Genomic DNA, 20,670 nt, shown 5'->3' with positions numbered 1-20,670 from the left:
GACTTGTATTTCCTGTTATTTACTTATTTTTTCATTTATTTCCATTAAAACCATAGCCAAAAGAAAGGATTATAAAATTTCACACACAGCGATTACAGTTTTCCGTATACCTCCATAGGGACATATGCCCGAATGGAAATTCCTTCCGGCACATACTCTTCTGAGACAAGTTCTCCCTTATTTCGTACAAGCTGCAATACACCTGCCTGCGCATAGGGAATCACGCGTTCAATATAAATTTTATCTTCTCTTAACATTTCCTGCAGCACATCTTTTACTGCATCCAGTCCGACATTTTCCGTTGCGGAAATCTGAAGAACATGATCCGCACGAAAATCCTGCAGTGGGTCATCATCGGTTCTGATATCGATCTTATTAAAAAGCGTCAGAATTTTTTTATTTTTAACTCCAAGATGATCAAGTGTCTCATAGACGATATACATCTGCTTGTCGCGCTGCGGATTGGAAGCATCCACTACATGAATAATATAGTCCGCATATTTTGCTTCTTCCAGTGTACTTTTAAATGCCTCAATCAGATGATGCGGCAGTTTCCGTATAAAACCTACCGTATCCGTCAGCAGCACCTGCTGGTGTCCTTCCAGCTCCAGCATCCGTGTCGTCGGGTCCAGCGTTGCAAACAGTTTATCCTCCTCTAAAACCTCTGCGTCCGTCAGATGATTCAGGAGGGTGGATTTTCCGGCATTTGTATATCCGACAATTGCCACAACCGGAACTGCATTGCGCTCTCTTTTTGCTCTGGCAATTTCGCGGTGTTTGACCACTTCTTTTAATTCCCGGTTGAGCTGTGCAATCCGGTCATTGATCAGACGGCGGTCAATCTCAAGCTTTTTTTCTCCCGGTCCACGGGTACCGATTCCACCACCCAGACGGGACATGGATCTGCCAAGTCCAGTTAATCTGCTCAGGCGGTACTTCAGCTGAGCAAGTTCCACCTGAATTTTTCCCTCACTGGTTGTTGCACGGGCTGCAAAAATATCCAGTATGATAAGCGTCCGGTCCATCACCTTGGTATTTAACATCGTCTCCAGATTTTTTAACTGCGCAGGGGACAATTCATCATCACAGACAATTCCCGTTGCCCCCGTGTGCTCTAAAAGTTCTGCAATCTCTGCTACTTTTCCGGTTCCCACATAGGTTCCCGGATGGATCAGCTCCCGTTTCTGGATCAGCGTACCGGCAACCGATGCCCCCGCAGTCTTTACCAGTTCGGCAAGCTCAGCGAGCGAATCCTCTGCATCGTCTCCATCCTGCTCACTTACACCCACCAGAATAACTCTCTCTTTAAAATCTTCTAAAACAATTGGTTCACCCATTATCTAGTCTCCAAAAATGTATTTTCGTGTTTTGCTTCCTCATCATCCGGATAAGCCTTTAAATATTCCTTCATCATCTTTTTCGCGGAATCAAAGTCGCCACTGTACTCATATGCCGCAATGGCACTTTTCATCAGATTCTGCTTATTCGGCACTTTCTCCAGTTCCAGACCGGAATTAAAATACGTCAATGCATTCTTATAATTTCCATCCTGCATCTCCTGCATGCCAAGTTCATACAAATCATAGGATGTAGCCACTCCACTCTTTATATACTCCGCGATACATTTCTTTGCCTTGTCCGAATCTCCATTGGCATCATATGCAAGTCCCAGATAATACGATGCCAGCATCTGCTTATGTTCTTTTGCTTTTTCCAGATAACTGATGGCATCTTTGTTTTCACCGAGCAGATAACTGATTCTTCCTTTATACAGTTCGTCTTCCGGTTTATCCCCTTTGATCTCCATCGCAGCCGACAGATATTTCTGTCCCTCGTCCTTTTTCTCATGCCGGCTCAAAGACTCATAGATTCCAATGTAGATTTCATAATTTTTTTTGCCATGCTGCACAGCACTCTCAAAATCTGCCTTGCCCTTTTTTTCTTCTCCCATATCCATATAAAGATCTCCACGCAGATAGTATGCGCGTGCATCTTTATTATATTTGATAATGGCATCATACGTTGCAAGTGCATCTTTTGTCTTTCCGTTCAGTGCCTGTGCTTTTGCCTTGTAAAAACAGATATCCAGTTCTTTCTCCCCGATATGTCCGATCGACTCTCCAAGCGCATTCTGAAATGCCTTGACCGCATCTTCATACTTTCCGCTCTCCATGCAGGTAATTCCATACTGCCGGTAGGCATCCTGTTCCTTTGTATCTTTCGTTCCGCATCCAATCACAGACAGCGCAAACACTGTTGCAAGCAGCACGGAAATGATTCGCTTCTTCATGTTCTATTCTCTCTTTCTGAAAACTACTTTTATTTTACCGCAATCTGTTTCGTTCTTAAAGCATCCTTTTCCAGAATCGCATCTATGATCGCATGCATCTCAGCAGTCAGTGCCTCTAACCTCCAGTCCGGCAGGTTATATTTCGGGTGCTTCTCAAACGCAAACTCCCGCAGTCCAATCAGCGTCTTTCTCGTCTCCGGAGTCAGGCATGCCCCCCTTCAAATGCCGTCTTTGCAATTTTCTCATTTTTATTCATCAAATAATACATGCCGTTCTCCTTCTTCATTCCTATATCTTACGGTATTTTCCGTACTTTTGCAATCATTTCAGAAAAAATGGGAACCGGACATCCGGTTCCCAGAAACAGCACTTATTCGCGCTGTGCTTTCCGCGCTTTTTTAAACTGATACATTTTTTCATCCGCATTATTGATACATTCATTGAGACTTTTTTCCCCGCAGAGAACTACCTCATATCCGATACTCGCTTCCACATCAAATTCAGCATGAAGACTTTTTGATATTTCATCCAATGCTTTTAAAAACGCTGCCTTTAAACTTTCAGCCTGCGTTTTTTCACATCCCGGAAGCAGTACAACAAACTCATCTCCACCGTACCGCATGGAAACGGCTTCCGGCGGAAATACTTTACGAATCCCATCTGCTATCCCACGAATTTCCAGATTCCCCATATCATGCCCAAACGTATCATTAATATATTTCAGATGATCCGCGTCAATGAACATAACCGTCACCGGTTTTTTTTGCAATCTGCATTTTTCATACAAAGGCTCTGCAAACTCCTGGTATGCCATACGGTTATACAACCCTGTAAGAGAATCCAGCACATACAACCGGGATAATTTTTCGTTTGCTTTTCGAAGCCTGAGTTTGCGATACAGATATTCCAGGGATTCCAGATACGTATTCATTGTTTCAAACAAGAACTGATTTTCAAGCATATAATCGCAGTCTGCCAGAACAACATACCCTACTTCCCGCTCCCGGAAATGCAGTGGTACATACACATACAATGAATATTCCTGCTCCATTCCCTTTTCACAGATCACGTGCATGGTATCCGGATATCCATCTGTAATATAAGAAGCCTCACCCATGGAATCGCTCAATGATTCCTCCACCAGATCCTGATTCATCCAGATACGCACGCCTTTACAACGCAGACCACAGACACATTTTGTAAAATACTGTGCCATCTGCTTATAATCTTCACACTCGATAAGATTGTGCTTTAATTCCATAATCTCATTGTGCAGATCAATTTCCCTCACTTCCTGAAAAATCCGGTCTTCAATATATTCACTCCTGCTTCTTACCTGTTCTGGTTTACAGCCACAACTATCCTGAAACAACATTTGTACAGGAACCGTTTTACAGTCAGCTGTTGTATTCTGCCCCCAGATCTGTACCAAAAGATCCATGGCTGCCTCAGCAATGACTTCTCTCTCGTATGACACCGTCGTAATCCGCGGTCTGTAATAAGATGCTTTATCAAAATTATCAAATCCTGTCACACAAAAATCAGCCGGAATTTTAAATCCTTCCTGCTGTGCCTGATGGCAGAGCCCCACCGCAATATTCTCATTTGCGCAGACAAAGGCATCCGGCAGCAGATGTTTTTCCTGAAAATGTATGAATGCACGGACACCGCTCTCCACTTCATAGCTTTCATTCCAGATTCTGTCATTTTCAAGCGGAATTCCATATCTTTGCAGGACATCTTCATAAGCCTGCCAACGCAAAAGATTTTCCTGGCTGTCTGCCGGTCCTCCCACATAGTTTAATGTTTTGCAGGAATGAGCCACTATCAGATGCTCCACCATCTGTTCCATTGTTGCGTAATTGTCCGGTCCTGCATGATACAATCCCGGAATTTTTTCAAGCAGCGATACTGCCGGTACCCCAGACTCCTGAATAATCCGTATGATCTGCTGTTTCTTTTTCTGATTCAGCATATTCGTAACTTCCAGAATAATACCATCAAACTGTGACAAATCCGGCAGATGGATGATATTGTATTCTCCTGCATTGAATTTTTCATCCCTGCTGAAATTTCCGAAACTGTGAAATACCGAAATTTCTATATCCAGCTCATGTTCTTTGATGTAATTCCTGCATCCCCGGATCCAGACATATGTAATATGTCTGCGCCATCCGTCTGCAATAATTGCAATTTTTCGTTTCATGCCTTCTCCATCTGTGTCCTTTATTAAATAAAGTGTTCTGCTTCTTCACTGAGTACATCAGCTATTTTTTTATTATACATGATTTGGCTGGAAATGTGTGAAATTTCTTCGGAAAGCGTGGCTGTATTTTTTGCAGCAAGATTAATACCTTCAGAACCTTCTTCTACCGCCCTCTGAATCTGTGAAATATATTCCATTACTGACTCGGTGCGCTGTTTTAAATCTGCCGCCATCTGATGAAACTTCTCAACCACTTCATTAATATAGACTGCATCATCATTATACTGTGCCCCAGCACACACAAAATTGTCATAATCCGGAAGTATATTCTGTTCCATATAAGTTACCAGCGCGTTAGCATTTTTTATCAATTCCTGCACGGTTCCAATCACGGTACTATTGATGGACTGGATATTAACCGCTGCGTCCCTGCTGGATTCCGATAATTTACCAATTTCAGAGGCAACTACTGCAAAACCACGTCCTGCTTCACCTGCACGTGCTGCCTCAATGGATGCATTTAATGCAAGCAGATTGGTCTGATCTGCAATATTTAAAATATCGTTAGTAAGTTCACTGACTTTTTCTACTTTTTTACTTTCCTGAATTGTTGTTTGCAGTTTTCCGATAATATCAGTGACAATTTCTCCCGTATTTTTTTTATTTAAAATTGCATCATTTTTGAGTTTATCCGCGTTCTGATCCATCGTATCTGAATAGGATAAAAGACCATCCGATTTTTCCGAAAGTTCTTTCGTACGATCTTCCACTTCTTTCATATTTTTTGTAATCCCGGAAACCATATCCGCAACGGAAATCATGGATGCCGATAATTCTTCCATGGCAGCGGAAATATCATCCGAATTTTCGTTTGAACTACGTACCTTGTCATCCACCTCCCGGATAATCTGGTTCATACGCAAAGAACTGTCTGTAATCCGTCCCATAACATTTTGAAGCGTATCAATAAATGCATTTACATTCCTTCCGACTTTACCAATCTCATCTTTTCCTGAAATCTTTAATCTTACAGAAAGATCTCCCTGATTTTTTTCAATATCTGCCACCATTTTCTGCAATGTCTGACTGATATAGTGCATCGGTGCTACAATCCCCTTCAGACATATCCAAAGAGAAAACAAAATCATAAGCGTTGAAACTGCAATGAATACAATAGCAGAATTTCTTGAAAATTCATATGCTGCCTGCTGTGCTTGTAATGAATCATTCATTGCCTGTTTCCGCATAGCAATCAGACTGCTGATTTTCTTTGCAAGATAATCTTCCGAAGGTTTCTGTATCACATTGATTGCCTCCGTTGCACCATCCGCATCGCCTTTTGAACTTGCGGTAAGGACCTGTTCCATTCCTTCTTTATACTTTTTAAAGCGATTTTGTAATGCCCCGAAATATTCTTTTTCCCGCGCTGTTTTTTTCTGTTTTTTATACTTTTTAAAATAACTATCCATAGATTCCAGCTTTTCATGGATGGATGTTGCAAAGCTTTCTTTGGAAATAGAATTTTCCGCATCACAGTGTCCATACATATTTTTCCCCATGGATTCCAGTTCGGATGACATATCCATCAATAGTTCAATACTCTTCGAACAATCCTGCGAAATTACGACCCCCGCCTGCAACAGCCTTTTCGAATTTACAAGACTTGAAATACTTGCCAAAAGAATAACAATTCCCAAAATACAAATTGGCAGCATAACCTTTACTTTAATACTGATCTGATTCAACCACTTCATAGGTATTTCCTCTCTTTCTGCCTAAATTAATGGGATAATTCCGGATGCAATTGCTCCATCTTTTTATAAAAATCGTCCATTCCCTGCGCAAGTGAAATTTTACCTTCAAAATACGGATGCAGACACTGTTGAATCTGCTCATTGCAGTCCTTATCATAATCTGATATATTACTCATATCAATTTTCTTTGCAGCCTCTGCAAAAAGTGCAATATGATTTTGTCCACCAAGGAAATCCGACTGATAGTCACTTTTTGCAATCTCATCCATTGCTTTCTCATTATTCGTATAGTCCTGCGTATCCAATGTAATCTGCTTCATGGTTTTGGTATCACACGTCAGACGCTTCATCAAATCCCTGATAAAAGGAATATTATCGGTTCCCTGCGCCGCACACATCCATGTACCGCCCCAGTAATATGCCTGTGGACCTTCACACACGGCATAATCTCCGTAAATTCCATTTCCTTTTTCTGCTGGTTTACTACTGTCTGCCAATGCATTTCCCATCAGAGTAAAATTAATACCCCAGGTCGAATAGAAAAAGCCAAAAACATTCCCATCCGGTCCCTGATCCTGCGTCCACTGCGGACTCCACAGTGTAGTATGATTGTTATAATCTTTTTGAGCATATTCCTTCGTCTGACGAATCCACTTCTTGATATTTTCATCTATAACAATCTTGTTATCGACCACCCAGGGATGTGAGACATTGTTGGAAAATGCCCGATAGGAATCATCATATCCCGATAACATTTTATATCCGGCGGCATTCATCTTCTGTGCAACCTGATCAAACTTATCCCAATCCTTCAGTTGCTTTTGTACCTGATCCGGATCGTCTGTACCCAATACCTTTTTTGCAATGGACCTGCGATACGCAAACAATCCCGGCGTTGCCTGCCAGGTCACTCCCTTTTGTATTCCATTTTCCGATACAATTTTCTTTGTATAATCATATTGCTGCTTCAGATCCTCATCGGTCAGTCCCACTGTTTTTTTTACATCAATGGAATTATCTGACTTTACATATTTTGATGCATAATCTGCCTCAATTAAAAACAAATCCACTTTGTCATCATCAATACATGTATTCTGCTCTTTTAATGCTTCATCCAGATTGATCTGATAGGCATTGTTATCACTGGAAATTATGACAAGGTTCACTTCAACATCGTGTTTTTTAGCAAGATCTGATGCATATTTGTCATAAATTTCCTTAAACTCATCATTCCAGCAATAAATATTTACAACCTGTCCTTCCTTACGCCCGGTATTTTTTTCCTGTCCGTTTTCTCCCGTACATCCACTTAATAATGCCGCACATATGACAATTGCCGCTACCTGTTTCCAACTCTTCTTTCTCATTCAAATGCCTCCTTTTATTACTCCTCTTCCCCCCCCCCTTTTCTTCCCCCAATATGCAGAAAAACGCCATGACACGCCCCCTGTCGTAAAAATGGATTCTGTCATGGTGTCTTTTCTGTTTTCTTTTTAAACTATCTTTCTGGTACTACTCTGTGATCTTCTCAAGAGAGAAATTCGTCAGCGTAATGTCTGAAGCTGGTGTATTTTCATCACTGATTTTTCCCATGGAAATAAACATTTTTGAATCATTATCTGTGTCCTGCTGCATCGTAAATTCATAACTAACTTCCTTTTCCTCTGCTTCCCCCAGAGAAATATCTTCTCCGCCATACCACTTCTGGCAATTGTTATCCATTAAGCCGAGTTTTATGGTTCGTGCTTTCGTCGAAGTGACTTTGAATTTTACACGATATTTACATCCTTTTTCAAGTGTAAATCCATGCTGATTAAGCTGAACATCCCAGTCATTTTCGCCCGGATTTTTCACCTGAAACACAATACCGCCATCAGTAACTACTGTTGTTGCCGTCTGATCAGCATTTGTATTAATGCCCCATCCATTCGTTCCATCCGAAAAATCTCCATTGGTCAGCAGATTCTTTCCGGTTTCCTCCGGCTTGATCTCCGGTGCCTCTATCTTTTCCAGCACAATGTCATCCATACAGATTCTGTGCTGCTGTGTGATCTGTTTTCCACCGACTGCACCCATGGCAATATTAAAGATCGTTTCCGGATCTGTATCCTCTTTCATCTGAAACTCTTTCGTGATCGTCTGATATTCGCCGGTCAGATCTACGGTTTCCTGGCAGTATGGAGTCCAGTCCTCATTTCCATCTGCATCCTTATGGGTGCTTCCATCTCTCTGCAACGCATAAGACACTTTACGGTCGATAGAAGATTTCATTTTCAGGGAGAGTCGATACCATTGTCCCTGTTCGAGTTTTACCCCTGTCTGCTTTAACTGGATATGCCAGTCAGCTTCTCCGGTATCGTTAATTGTGAAATCTGCCGCATTGTCTTCGTTTAAGGAGTCAACAACATACGTTACATTGGATGGTGTATAGCAATAGACTTCAAAACCTGCCATGCCTGCATTAAAACTTCCGTTTTTGATCAGACTCTCCTCATCAATCCGCACATCGTCGAGATATACGGTTGTTCCCAGCCCGAGATCAAAGGAAATATTCTTATCTGTCAGATCCGCTGCCGTCTGAAAAGAAAAACTGTAATTTTTCTTTTCATTGGTAAGTTCTGCCTGAAATTTCTGTCCGGCAACATGTACTGTCATAGTTTCTGCTTCGTTTGCCTGAGCCGAAAAACTGAGCACATATTTTGTATCCTCGCTCAGAGCAAGCCCCTGCTGTCCTGCTGTTACCACAGTTCCTTTTGGGCTTACCACTTTCAGACGGCGTCCATCTTCCAGACCGGTTACCTCTGTGGTTGCATTTTCCGGTTTCGTGATGTCCCAGTAACCCAGACGATTCTTCCCTTCCTGGAAGGAACCGTTGTAGACATAATTTCCGTCTGCAAGCACTTTCTTTGTGGTGTCTTCTTTGATTTCTTCATATCCGGTCTTTTCAATGCGCACATTGGAGAGGTGCACTGCTGCTGTGGAAGCAGTATTTCCCAGATTAAATTCCAGACGTCCGTTGGCATCATCGGAACCTGTCATCTGAAACGCATAAGTATATGTCTTTTTCTGTGTTCCAAGTTCCACTTTTGTATCCTTCCAATACCTCGTATAATTATGATCCGGTCCGGAAATATCTGCAATCATTGTACGCGCCTCATCCGCATAAGCATCAAAGGTTACTTTATATGTTCCGCCTTTTTGTAACGGCACATCCGGCTGTACCAGCTGAATGCTGTAATCTGCGGTTCCCACATTTACTGTAGAAATAACCATCTCATGATTCTTAATTTCTGCTTTTCCATCACCATCTAAAGTGGTAAGAAATTTCCAGTTTTTGTCATCACTTAAATTCTCTGCTATGGAGAAATCACCGTTGTTAATATAATTTCCCGTTGTATCCGGCTCTCTTAAAATAACATTCTTTACCGGTTTTTCCACATTTTCGTCATAACTGTCTTTCTGATATACTTTCACATAATCCACTGCAAACTGCTGATCGGCATAGGTGGTCGAATCATCCGGATACCCTACCCAGCTGCCACCGACCGCCAGATTCAAAATCATATAAAACGGCTGATCAAACGGTGCCGGATAAGCCACTTCGCCCTGCCCGCTCTTTGCAGAAAACCAGTCGGACTCTTCATGAAATTTCACACCATCAATATACCAGGTAATCTTTCCTGGCTCCCAGTCACAGGCATATGTATGATACTGATCTGCAAAATTATCTTTTGCATCCACGGTATAGGTTCCCTGGCTCTGGTCATGCGGCTCACCGTAATGAATCGTACCATATGCTTTATTGGTTTCTTGTCCCATGACTTCCATGATGTCGATCTCGCCGCATTTCGGCCACTGTCCATAAAGATTTTCATCGGTAGGCATCATCCAGAATGCCGGCAGATAGCCTTTTCCGGTCGGAACCTTTGCACGGCACTCAAAGTATCCATACTTAAAATCATGCTTGCCCTGCGTATTGATACGTCCCGATGTATACGATTTGGTTCCGTCCTCATTTACGGTTTCCACCGGTTTGATCAGCAGTTTTCCATCTTTTACCTGAATATTTTTATCGGAGTCCACATATGCCTGCCATTCCTCATTGACCCAGCCCTTTTTGTGCAGTTCCACGTTCCAGTCGGCACGGTTTAAGGTATCTCCGTCAAAATTATCCTGCCACTTCAGTTGATATCCCTCTTTTAAGAGCTCTGCCTCTGTCCGTTTTGATGGATTTTCTATTGTCCCACCAGATGAACTTCCACCCGAGGAATTCCCACCAGATGTATCGCTGTCCTGATTCTCTTTTGTTTCATCCTTCGAATCATTCTTGTCCTCATCCGAACGGTCTTCTTTCTTTCCATCCGGAGTAATTGTTGCCACTTCCCCGGATGTTATGTTCTCTTTTGTTCCATCTGCCATTTTTACCGATATGTTTTTCTTTGTACGGTTATCTATCTGTACTTCCGCTTTTTTCTCACACGTAACAGTTGATTTTTCCGCGCCTTCTTTGAACACAATCTTCATATCTTTCTTTGCAGTGATCGCTACCGGCACTGCCGCTGTCACTGAAACATCCTTTGCATTTACGACAACTGGTATGGTCTTTTTTCCGTTTCCGGAAAAGGAAACACTTTTGGCATTCTGTACCGTCACCTTCTTTATGGTGCCATTGTTTTTGATGGCAGCCGTCCCCTTGCTGTTTACAACAATTTCCTTTACTGTCCCCTTATTTACAACCGTTGCTTTCTCCCCAACTACTTTAATGGTAACCTGATATGAACCTTTTGGAATCGTAATCGTAACTTTTTTCCCGGATTTTACCGTAATAACAGCTGCTTTTTTTCCTTTTACAGCTTTCAACGCCTGATTCAGCTGCTTCTGTGTAGAAACCACAAGCGTTTTACCACTTGCAGCCTGTACTGGTTCTGCCGGTATGGTGCTCATCACCATGGCAGCAGCGATCGCTGCCGCCCCCATCTGTTTCCATAACTTTTTGTTTTTCATTGTAAAAACCCCCCTGAAAATATTTTTATCCTTTTACACTTCCCAAAGCAACACCCTGTACAATATGCTTCGAAAGAATCAGATACACAATGATAACCGGCAGAATGGAAAATGTAATCATGACATATACCTGCCCCATATCAAACTTCAACCAGTCTGCACCACGCAGCTGCGCGATCAGAATCGGAAGTGTCTTTTTCTTGTCATCATGTAATACCAGAGCTGGTGTAAAGTAATTGTTCCAGCTGCTGACGAAACCAAAGATTGCCTGTACTGCAATTGCCGGCTTCATCAGTGGGAGTACGATGCTGTTAAATGTACGAAACTCCCCGGAGCCATCTATACGTGCAGCCTCAATCAGTGACAGTGGCAGTGCGCTCTCCATATACTGTTTCATATAAAAGAAGGTAACCGGAGATGCAATTGCCGGGACGATCAATGGGATAAAAGAATCCATCAGCCCCATACCTGTAATCAGTTTGATAAATCCAAGTGCCGTCACCTGTGTCGGAATCATCATAATCATCAGGATAAACGGATAAATAAATTTCTTTAATTTAAAATCATATGCATGGATGGCATACGCTGTCATAGTAGAAAAATATACACACAAAACGGCAGTTGCCGCTGCAATGATCAGGCTGTTAAACATACCCGACCAGATCGGCAGTGTTCCATGCACCAGATTGTTCCAGTTTATCAGCAGATGATCACTTGGGAGTGCTGTAAACCCGGCTTTCAACTCCCCCTTAGAACGGGTGGCGTTGATAAACATAATATAAAACCAGAACAGACAGAAAAATGAAATTATAATTAAAACAATATACGCGATGGCACGTCTGGCATGAATGCCAAGTCCTCCTTCGACATCTTTCTTATTTTTTGCCATCACAATCACCCCTTTCTCTTATCGTTTCCGGATACTTTAAATACAAGCAGGCTCAAAAGTCCTGTAATGATGAACAGTACCACAGAAAGTGCTCCTGCCATACCATAGTTCTTGCTGTACAGATGCTTGTTCAGATACATAATCAATGTCATCGTGGAACGCATTGGATTTCCGGTTCCATTGGTCAGAATCTGTGGCACATCAAAAAGCTGCAACCCACCGATCAGTGAAGTAATCACCACATAGATCAGAATCGGGCGAAGCAGAGGCAGTGTAATCTTGAAAAATACCTGTGTGGAAGTTGCCCCATCCACTTCTGCTGCCTCAAATAAAGATGTGTCTATTCCCATCATTCCTGCCATAAGAAGAATGGTCGTATTTCCGAACCACATCAGACAGTTCATCAGTGCAATAAGTCCTCTGGCACTTCCGGTATGGGACAAAAATTTATATGGCTCTGAGATAAATCCAATCTGCATCAAAAGGGAATTGATCGGACCTGCATCCGAAAACAAAGTGAAAAATAACATCGAAAATGCAGATGCCATAATCAGGTTTGGTAAATAAATGACGGTCTTAAAAAACCGTGAACCTTTCAGTCTCAGACGTACATCTGAAAACCAGGCTCCTAACAAAAGAGATAAAAAGATCTGTGGAATAAAACACATGATCCAGAGAATCATCGTATTTTTTAAATAAATCCAGATATCTCCTCCCTGAAATAATGCTTTGTAATTCTCTAAACCTACAAATGTCGGTCCAATCTGATTCAGACCTGACATATAATTTTCGAAAAAACTGTTATAAATTGTACTGATTAACGGAATCAGCTGAAAAACGACATATACAACAAGAAATGGAATCAGAAATATATACCCCCATTTGTTGTAACGAACGACCTTTCCTTTACTCTTATTCATATTTCTACCTCCGCGGTATTGGCGGTCGTCCCACCGGAGCCATAATATGGGAGAGGTGGCTCCGGCTTCAGACCTTATGTGTAACAAAAATTAGTAAGTAAGCTCTGGATATTTCTCGGTAACACCTTTGTAGAATAACTCTAATGCATCGTCCTTGGTTGCCTTTCCTTCAAAGTAATTCTTCATTGCTTTCTGGAACTCTTCGTTGCAGCCCTGGTCATATGCGGAAATGTTGCTCAGATTCAATGTCTCAACACCTGCGCAGTACATAGACAGTGGGTTCTGTCCTCCAAGGATCTTGCTGCTATATTCTTTTCCGTCTTTTGCCTTAATCGATCCGTCTGCCAGTCCGTTCATAACGGTGTTGTTGTTTACGAAATCATCATCATCTAAAACAATGTCTTTCATGATGTCATCATCGGTTGTCATCTTTAACATAATGTCTTTTACAAGACTTGCATTATCTGTATCCTGTGCTGCGCAGATCCATGTACCGCCCCAGAAGAATCCCTGTGGTCCCTGGGCTGCACCCCATCCGCCGTTGTAACCGATAGATCCTTCGGTATCAGCTGCCATAGAGAAGTTTACAAGCCATGCCGGTCCAAAGTAGCAGAATACTTTTCCGTCCGGATAGAATCCCTTTGACCAGTCATCGGACCACATATCAAAGGTTCCTGCCTCTTTTGCATCTACAAGTTTCTTGGAATCGTCCACCCATTTCATGATATTGTCATCTACCTGTACTTTTCCGTCTTCTACCCACTTGCTTGAGACATTGTTGGAGTATACACGGTATGTATCATTTACAGATGAAATCATCTTGTAACCTTTTGCCTGCATTTTTGCAGCAGTATCATTGAAAGTATCCCAGTCACATACATAATTCTGTACTTCATCCGGATCATCGGTTCCCAGTACATCCTTTGCAGCCTCCCTGTTATAGAAAAGAACGCCTGGACAGCCCTGCCATGAAACTCCTTTTAACACTCCCTTGGAATCGGTTACGATATCCTTTGTGTACTGGTACTGCTTGGAAAGATCCGCATCGGTAATTCCAAGATCTTTTACCGGCGCTGTGTAATCCGTATCTACATACTTTAATGCGTTGTCTGCTTCTACCAGAAAAATATCAATCTTGTCATCTGCCGGAGCATCCTGCTGATTTAACAGTGCTGCATCCAGGTTGTTCTGATATGCATTGTCATCACTCGGTGTGATGTTCCATACAACATCCACATCTCCGATTTTTCCGTGTGTTGCATCCACTTCCTTGTAATCCGGATAGTGTGCGGTAATACGGCTCTTGAACTCCTCGTTCCAGCAGTAAATATTTAATACCTTTCCATCATCTTTCAGATTTGATGAAGCACTTTCTGTTGCGTTTGACGCATCCCCCTTGGATGTATCTGACGGTGTACCGGAATCACTCCCTCTTCCGCAACCTGCAAGCATTCCTGCTACCATGGCTGCACATAATAATGTACTGACTGCTTTCTTTTTCATAGTAAATTTCCTCCTTTTCTTTTCTGCCTTAAGCATGGTTTTATTATAGAGTTTTCCAATGGGTTCTGATACAAAAATGCTTGCAAATATATCAGATTCATGACATAATCTACAGATATAAATAGGAGGTCTTGTCATGCTGAAAAATCAATGGAGCAAAAAAGAAATCGAAGACAGCGAATACGAAATCCATCATCGTGCGCTTTCCGAGGAATATTCCTTTTTTGAAGCCGTAAAAGACGGAAACATCGAAGCAGTCAGTAAAAATTTAAAGGAAGAAGCGTTTACCAATCCCGAAGGCATGGGAATTCTTTCCAAAAATCCCCTGACAAACTTAAAATATCATTTTGTTGTTACCGTTGCACTGGTCACACGGTATTGCATTGACGGCGGCATGGAAACAGAGCAGGCCTACCGTCTGAGCGACTTTTACATTATTCACATGGATGCCTGCAGCACCACTCAGGAAATATCAGATCTGCATCATGAGATGGCTCTTGACTTCACCGGAAAAATGCGCCTTCTGCAGAAGAATACCGCATTATCCAAACCGGTTGCACAGTGTATTGATTATATCTATGCCCACATCAGTGCAAGAATCACCGTGGAAGATCTTGCGGTCTGCACCAATTTGTCTGCCAGCTATCTGTCCCGGTTGTTTAAGCAGAACCTCGGTGTGTCGATCAGTGATTATATCCGCGAAAAAAAAATCGAAAAAGCGCAGAATCTTCTGCGCTTTTCCGATTTTACCTACATTCAGATTGCAAACTATTTATCATTTTCTTCCCAGAGTCATTTTATCCAGACATTCCAGCACTATGTCGGTATGACCCCAAAACAATACCGCAGTTCCAAGTACAAAAGCACATGGTAAAATTCTGCTATCCCAGAACAATCCGAAGTGTATGGTTTTCTTTTCCTTCAAGTACGGCAAACGGAATGCAGATGCCTGTATTTGTTTCTCCGGCATACCGCTGACCATCCAGCCATACTTCCGTGATCCGGTAATCCCCATATTCTTTCTTTTGTGGATTCTGGTAAACCACTGCGTATGTCTGTCCACGGAATGGGAACTGTGCCGAATAATTGCCACTTTCGTCAAACTGCCGCAACAGAATTTTGGGTTCTAGTACCAGATCTCCCCATTCTCCGCGGAATCCCAAAATCTGTGTAACCATTGTCATCATATACCAGCTGGCTGCCCCGGTCAGATACGGATATTTGCCTTTTCCGTCCGCATCAAAATATTCCGGAATTCCCGGATACATCAGGCTCACCGGTGTGTTCATGGCCTGTTCGAGCAGAGTGTACAATGCCCTATATCCTTCCTTTACAAAACCTCTCTGATACAATGCATTTGCATACATCACCGTCATATGGGAAAAAACCGCACCATTTTCTTTTTCGCCATAAGCAAATCCAAACATTCGTCCCAGATCAAATTTTTCTTCCTTAAAATCCGTGTTCAGCCGGTAGCCTCCCACCTCTTTTTTATACAGATACAGGTCTGCACTTTTTATAATCGCAGCGGTCTGTGCATCATCTGCGACATTTCCCATAACAGAAAATACCTGACCGGTCAGCATCATACGGACATGATTATCCCTTTTGCCTTCCACCGGTCTGCCGTGATTATCATAATATCCGTTAAACCAGCCATTTCCGTTTTCATCCGTTACCCATTCCTGCGTACGGATCAATCCGGTATACCAGTCAGCACGCTCCCGCAGATTCTGCACCAGAGTACTGATATCCACAGAAATCTGTTCTCCAGAAATATTATGCACACACTGACTCACATAATTGTTTAAAACAACATTCCGTTTTTCTGCCGAATCATACGATGTGCGATCCTGTCTGATCAGAATTTCCATCTCTTTTGCCAGCGTAATCTCTTTCTTTCCGCTTGCCGCTTCGTATTTTTCAAGGGTATCTGCCAAATCACGGAGATTTCCGATATACGCACAGGTAAAAGCCACGCTTTCTCCTTTTTCCGCTGCCATATCCAGTGCATCATTCCAGTCAGCACCGCGAAGACGCATCATTCCATGTTCTCCCGCCTCGTAGAAAGCGCACAGATTCTGCAAAAGCAGATGTTCTAAAACCGTGCCCTCGTAAATATTGCCATTTACATCTTTCTGGCGCATCCCATATGCCGGTGTCCACTCTGCGTCCCCGGCAGTTCCACGCTTTGCCTGCGGATCCTTAAAATACGCCACTTTCTGATCCAGAATATCCAGATCTCCCGTCTGGTTCAGATACAATTTTGTGGTAACAAACGGCCAGTACGCATGATCCATCCAGACTCTTGTAATATTGTTGCGGTCTGCAACAAATTCTCCCGGCTTATCCCCGATAATTGTCGCATTGGTCCCGTCAAAACGGACACCCGCAAAGCTGTTTAAAATCATGGAGCGAACTTCCTTCGGGTCGAGAATCAGAAGGGAGAGACAATCCTGCCACAGATCACGCCAGCCCCTGCCGCCTCTGCCATAATCATGGTACGGCAAAAACGAACATCCGTAGATTCTGCGAAGAACCGGCTGGAAACAGATCCATTTCAGATAACTGTCTTCTTTGGGGTTTCCGGTTTCAAAGGAAATATTGACCAGCCCATTCCAGTAATTTTTTGCCTGTTCAAAGGCAGCATCTGCCTGTTTGGTCGTGCAAAACATTTCTGCTGCCTGTTCTGCCAGCTTTGGATCCTCTGTCATGCCACCAAGCAGAATATAATCGACATGTGCTCCTGCTGCAAGGGTAATCTCCGGAAATGCCATCGCCCCCATTGCTTCTTTTCCATCCACGGTACAACCGGCCGGACAGCCTTTTCCTTTATTTTTAAGCGCATCCGGTGCCAGAAATGTTCCGGTTTCTCCGATAAACGATTCCACCGTTGGGAAGAACGATTCCGGTTTTGTTCCATCTCCCTGACTGCCCATCTCAAAATAAATCATATGATTTTTCTGATGTCCGCGTTCATCAAATGACAATACCGGTTTACAGATCACGCCGCGTCCGGTAGTACGGATCCGGTGAAGCAGGGAAGTTACATGGCGGTGATCGCGCAGATTATCCGCGCTTCTGCCGTAAATTGGGATAGCAGAAGTCACGCGCACACACATATCCATATCCGATTTATTGGTAACGCGCACCTGCATCAGTTCTGCCGGTACTCCAAGCGGAGCAAAGATCCGCACGGCTGCCTCGATTTTCTGTTCTTTTAATTCCCGCTTCGTCTCCTGCCACATAAATCCGGCATCGAATGTCACTTCATCCTCTTTTCCAAGGAAATGTGCATATTCTGCCTGCGCCGAAACTCCGGTCAGTGACACATGTTCCTTCCGGTTGATTGTACACCAGACATTGCGGGTACTTCTGTTATTGTGCAGATTTTCGATGCTCACCGGTTCCAGCAGAAAATGGTTCTGATCCAACTTACAATCGCCGCCGAAGGTCTGCGTCACGCTGCTTTTGATTCCCTCTTCATTTGCCACCGGAAAATTGAGCTGTGTTTTTTCAACCATATGACGGATTTGAAATTCTCCGTTTTTTCCTGTAAACTGCATATCGTTTTTCATAACTTCTCCTTTCTATGCCATCACAAGGCGTACCTTCGTCTGATCGGTCATTTTTTCTACCGGAATGTAGTTGTCTTCCATCTTTTCCTCATTCACGTACAACGCTTTGCATCCACTCTGTACATGCTCTGGATTTTCAACCACAATATGAAGATGTTTTCCCCGGAAATCCTTCTCAATGGTAAACTGATCCCAGTCCGCCGGAATGGATGGTGCAATACGAAGTCCTCCAAAGTCCGGACGCATGCCAAGGATTCCTTCCACACATCCTACCATTACAGTGGAAGCAGTTCCGGTCAGCCAGTGCACATGGGAACGACCAAAATGCGGGCTGTCTTTTCCTTCCGTAAACTGTCCATAACAGTATGGCTCCAGTTTCCGGATCTCAGCACGATCGTTCTGTGCAGACGGTGCATTTTCCATAAAATAGGTAAATGCCTGATCCCCATGTCCCAGCAATGCTTCTGCCAAAATCAGCCATCCCTGCGACTGGGAAAAGATACCGGCATTTTCTTTTGTACCGGGATTGTAAATCACAGCCAGTGCTCCGTCAAATGCATGCAGGTGATATGGTGGATCCATCAGAATCGCTCCATACTCTGTGTTTAACCGCTTTCTTACATTTTCCATGGAAAGTTCTGCCTGCTGCTTTGTTGCCAGTCCACTGATCACAGCCCAGCTCTGTGGATTCAGCCACATATTTGCTTCCGGATCCGTGCGTTTTCCAATCACCTCTCCGGCTTCCGTAAATCCACGGATAAAACGATCCTCATTCCAGCAGAGATTGTTAATTAATGTTCCAAGTTTTTTCTGTTCTTCTTCCAGATAATCCATATATGCCTGATCTTCTTTGTATGCGGCAAACTGTTTTAAAATCGTCATTGCATAATAAAACTGCAGTGCAACAAACGAGGACTCTCCATTTTTGCCCAGACGCAGACAGTCATTCCAGTCCGCATAAAGTCCTGCCGGAAGTCCGTGCGGTCCCAGATGATTCACAGAAAACGCAAGTGCTCTCTTCAAGTGCTCGTATACAGTGGCTTCATCTTTATTGGCAAACGGAATCACTTCATCGATAAATGCCAGATTTCCGGACTCCGCAATATATTTATATACCGTTGGAAACAGCCACAGAGCATCATCCGCACGATATGCCGGATGCCCGGTTTCCTGTACATAGGAAGCATCATCCGGCGTATCCTCATGTCCGGCATTGTGTGTAAATTTGACAAGCGGAAGTCCTCCTCCGTTATCCACCTGTGCCGAAAGCATAAACCGGATCTTTTCGAGTGCCATCTCCGGTGCAAGATGAATCACACCCTGAATATCCTGCACGGTATCGCGGTATCCGTAACCGTTTCGCAGACCACAGTAGAAAAACGACGCCGCACGTGACCAGATGAATGTCATAAAACAGTTGTATGCGTTCCATGTATTGATCATGGTATCAAATTCCCTGCTTGGTGTATGTACCTGAAAATGTTCCAGTTTTTCATGCCAGTAGCCCGTCAGTTCTTTCAGTTCCGTCTCACACTGTGCTGCCACATCTGCATAGCGGTTACAGATTGCTTCTGCTTCCTCATGTTCTTTCATTCCGACAAGAAATGCAATTTCCTTTGTTTCTCCCGGTTTCAGAAGCATCTGAGCTGCCAGTGCTCCGCACCCGTTTTCGTTGTAGCACATTTCCCCGGATAATTTTCCGTTTTCCACCCCCACCGGATTATGATATCCGTGATAGCGTCCAAGAAACGATTCTTTATCTCCACAGTAACTGTCCACCGGTGCACCGGTCAGTGCAAAGAAACGGGAGATTGCAAGCTTGTTATCCACTTCCTCTCCTTCTTTCACCCAGTCCAGATTACCGTGAATAATATGCCGGATACGGTTTGTCTCAAATACCGTACTCGTGATGAACTGGGAATACTGCAGATTTACCTGATCCTGTTCATAATTATTGTTGTTGGTAAATTCCGCATAACCGGTGATGGTCAGGTTTCTTTCACACGCTGACGCATTGGTCACTTTCAGATGCCAGACCTCATATGTCTGATTCAACGGCACATAATAACATACTTCAGAATGGATTCCACTGTAATCTGCAAGCATCTTTGTGTATGCTGTTCCATGATGACACTCACTTTTATAACTTTCCAGATCTTTTCCTACCGGCTGCCAGGATGCAGACCAGTAGTCTTTGCTCTCATTATCCCGCAGATAAATATAGCGTCCCGGCTGATCAAACTGGTTAAAAATATAACGCAGGATTCTTCCGTTTGCACCAGATCTGGCAAAACTGTATCCTCCTGCATTATTTGAAATCAGCGCACCATACTCCGGTGACCCCAGATAATTCGCCCACGGCGCCGGTGTATCCGGGCGTGTGATTACATACTCTCTTTTCTCATCATCAAAATATCCAAAATTCATGTGAAACCTCCAACCTTTCAATTTTCAAGCCTTTTACCCTATTGTAACGGATTCACAAATTTATGAATATCAGAATCACAGGATTTATACCAGATTCAT

The 20,670-nt window shown here is 43.2% G+C and carries 12 protein-coding genes; 1 reads left to right on the top strand and 11 read right to left on the bottom strand.

All coding sequences use genetic code 11. The features are described from left to right. Positions 1-92: 92 nt before the first annotated feature. The 9 genes from hflX to DXD06_RS10875 all read right to left on the bottom strand — a co-directional run bounded on the left by hflX (position 93) and on the right by DXD06_RS10875 (position 14,566). Positions 93-1,337, bottom strand: a complete 1,245-nt coding sequence (gene hflX / locus DXD06_RS10915) for a GTPase HflX (RefSeq protein WP_117831775.1) — start codon at positions 1,335-1,337, stop codon at positions 93-95. Next, on the bottom strand, positions 1,337-2,290 hold the full coding sequence (locus DXD06_RS10910) for a tetratricopeptide repeat protein (protein ID WP_117831773.1): 954 nt from the start codon (positions 2,288-2,290) through the stop codon (positions 1,337-1,339). The genes hflX and DXD06_RS10910 overlap by 1 nt, the downstream gene beginning before the upstream one ends. Positions 2,291-2,660: 370 nt before the next feature. Further along, positions 2,661-4,496, bottom strand: coding sequence for a diguanylate cyclase domain-containing protein (locus tag DXD06_RS10905; protein ID WP_117831771.1), 1,836 nt, complete (start codon positions 4,494-4,496; stop codon positions 2,661-2,663). A gap of 23 nt (positions 4,497-4,519) precedes the next feature. Beyond that, entirely contained in the window at positions 4,520-6,250 is a 1,731-nt protein-coding gene (locus tag DXD06_RS10900) for a methyl-accepting chemotaxis protein (RefSeq protein ID WP_117831769.1), read from the bottom strand. Between the two features lie 26 nt (positions 6,251-6,276). After that, complete coding sequence (locus DXD06_RS10895; RefSeq protein WP_117831767.1) at positions 6,277-7,617, bottom strand: ABC transporter substrate-binding protein; 1,341 nt, start codon at positions 7,615-7,617, stop codon at positions 6,277-6,279. Positions 7,618-7,762: 145 nt separating this feature from the next. After that, complete coding sequence (locus DXD06_RS10890; RefSeq protein ID WP_117831766.1) at positions 7,763-11,254, bottom strand: carbohydrate binding domain-containing protein; 3,492 nt, start codon at positions 11,252-11,254, stop codon at positions 7,763-7,765. Positions 11,255-11,279: 25 nt separating this feature from the next. After that, entirely contained in the window at positions 11,280-12,143 is an 864-nt protein-coding gene (locus tag DXD06_RS10885; RefSeq protein ID WP_117831840.1) for a carbohydrate ABC transporter permease, read from the bottom strand. Between the two features lie 5 nt (positions 12,144-12,148). Beyond that, the gene (locus tag DXD06_RS10880; RefSeq protein WP_117831764.1) at positions 12,149-13,063 is read right to left on the bottom strand and encodes a carbohydrate ABC transporter permease; all 915 of its coding nucleotides are present in this window, start codon (positions 13,061-13,063) and stop codon (positions 12,149-12,151) included. A gap of 90 nt (positions 13,064-13,153) precedes the next feature. Next, positions 13,154-14,566: a carbohydrate ABC transporter substrate-binding protein gene (locus DXD06_RS10875; protein WP_117831762.1), complete on the bottom strand. Its 1,413-nt coding sequence runs from the start codon at positions 14,564-14,566 to the stop codon at positions 13,154-13,156. A gap of 136 nt (positions 14,567-14,702) precedes the next feature. Here DXD06_RS10875 and DXD06_RS10870 point away from each other — a divergent pair, with 136 nt between their 5' ends. Further along, positions 14,703-15,440, top strand: coding sequence for an AraC family transcriptional regulator (locus DXD06_RS10870; RefSeq protein ID WP_117831759.1), 738 nt, complete (start codon positions 14,703-14,705; stop codon positions 15,438-15,440). 7 nt (positions 15,441-15,447) lie between these two features. Here the strand turns inward: DXD06_RS10870 and DXD06_RS10865 are convergent, their stop codons facing one another. Beyond that, positions 15,448-18,144: a GH36-type glycosyl hydrolase domain-containing protein gene (locus DXD06_RS10865; protein ID WP_243001029.1), complete on the bottom strand. Its 2,697-nt coding sequence runs from the start codon at positions 18,142-18,144 to the stop codon at positions 15,448-15,450. Between the two features lie 12 nt (positions 18,145-18,156). After that, positions 18,157-20,571: a GH36-type glycosyl hydrolase domain-containing protein gene (locus DXD06_RS10860; RefSeq protein ID WP_055068721.1), complete on the bottom strand. Its 2,415-nt coding sequence runs from the start codon at positions 20,569-20,571 to the stop codon at positions 18,157-18,159. Positions 20,572-20,670: the final 99 nt, after the last annotated feature.

The sequence above is a fragment of the Roseburia sp. TF10-5 genome, assembly GCF_003462365.1.
GTDB lineage: Bacteria > Bacillota > Clostridia > Lachnospirales > Lachnospiraceae > Roseburia > Roseburia faecis.
Note: the sequence above shows the minus strand (reverse complement) of the source record. Positions and strands in the feature narration are given on the sequence as shown.

Bases quoted from the DNA above. Each gene is read 5' to 3' on its own strand.
- hflX (WP_117831775.1), bottom strand. From the start codon at position 1,337: ATGGGTGAACCAATTGTTTTAGAAGATTTTAAAGAGAGAGTTATTCTG.
- DXD06_RS10910 (WP_117831773.1), bottom strand. From the start codon at position 2,290: ATGAAGAAGCGAATCATTTCCGTGCTGCTTGCAACAGTGTTTGCGCTG.
- DXD06_RS10905 (WP_117831771.1), bottom strand. From the start codon at position 4,496: ATGAAACGAAAAATTGCAATTATTGCAGACGGATGGCGCAGACATATT.
- DXD06_RS10900 (WP_117831769.1), bottom strand. From the start codon at position 6,250: ATGAAGTGGTTGAATCAGATCAGTATTAAAGTAAAGGTTATGCTGCCA.
- DXD06_RS10895 (WP_117831767.1), bottom strand. From the start codon at position 7,617: ATGAGAAAGAAGAGTTGGAAACAGGTAGCGGCAATTGTCATATGTGCG.
- DXD06_RS10890 (WP_117831766.1), bottom strand. From the start codon at position 11,254: ATGAAAAACAAAAAGTTATGGAAACAGATGGGGGCGGCAGCGATCGCT.
- DXD06_RS10885 (WP_117831840.1), bottom strand. From the start codon at position 12,143: ATGGCAAAAAATAAGAAAGATGTCGAAGGAGGACTTGGCATTCATGCC.
- DXD06_RS10880 (WP_117831764.1), bottom strand. From the start codon at position 13,063: ATGAATAAGAGTAAAGGAAAGGTCGTTCGTTACAACAAATGGGGGTAT.
- DXD06_RS10875 (WP_117831762.1), bottom strand. From the start codon at position 14,566: ATGAAAAAGAAAGCAGTCAGTACATTATTATGTGCAGCCATGGTAGCA.
- DXD06_RS10870 (WP_117831759.1), top strand. From the start codon at position 14,703: ATGCTGAAAAATCAATGGAGCAAAAAAGAAATCGAAGACAGCGAATAC.
- DXD06_RS10865 (WP_243001029.1), bottom strand. From the start codon at position 18,144: ATGAAAAACGATATGCAGTTTACAGGAAAAAACGGAGAATTTCAAATC.
- DXD06_RS10860 (WP_055068721.1), bottom strand. From the start codon at position 20,571: ATGAATTTTGGATATTTTGATGATGAGAAAAGAGAGTATGTAATCACA.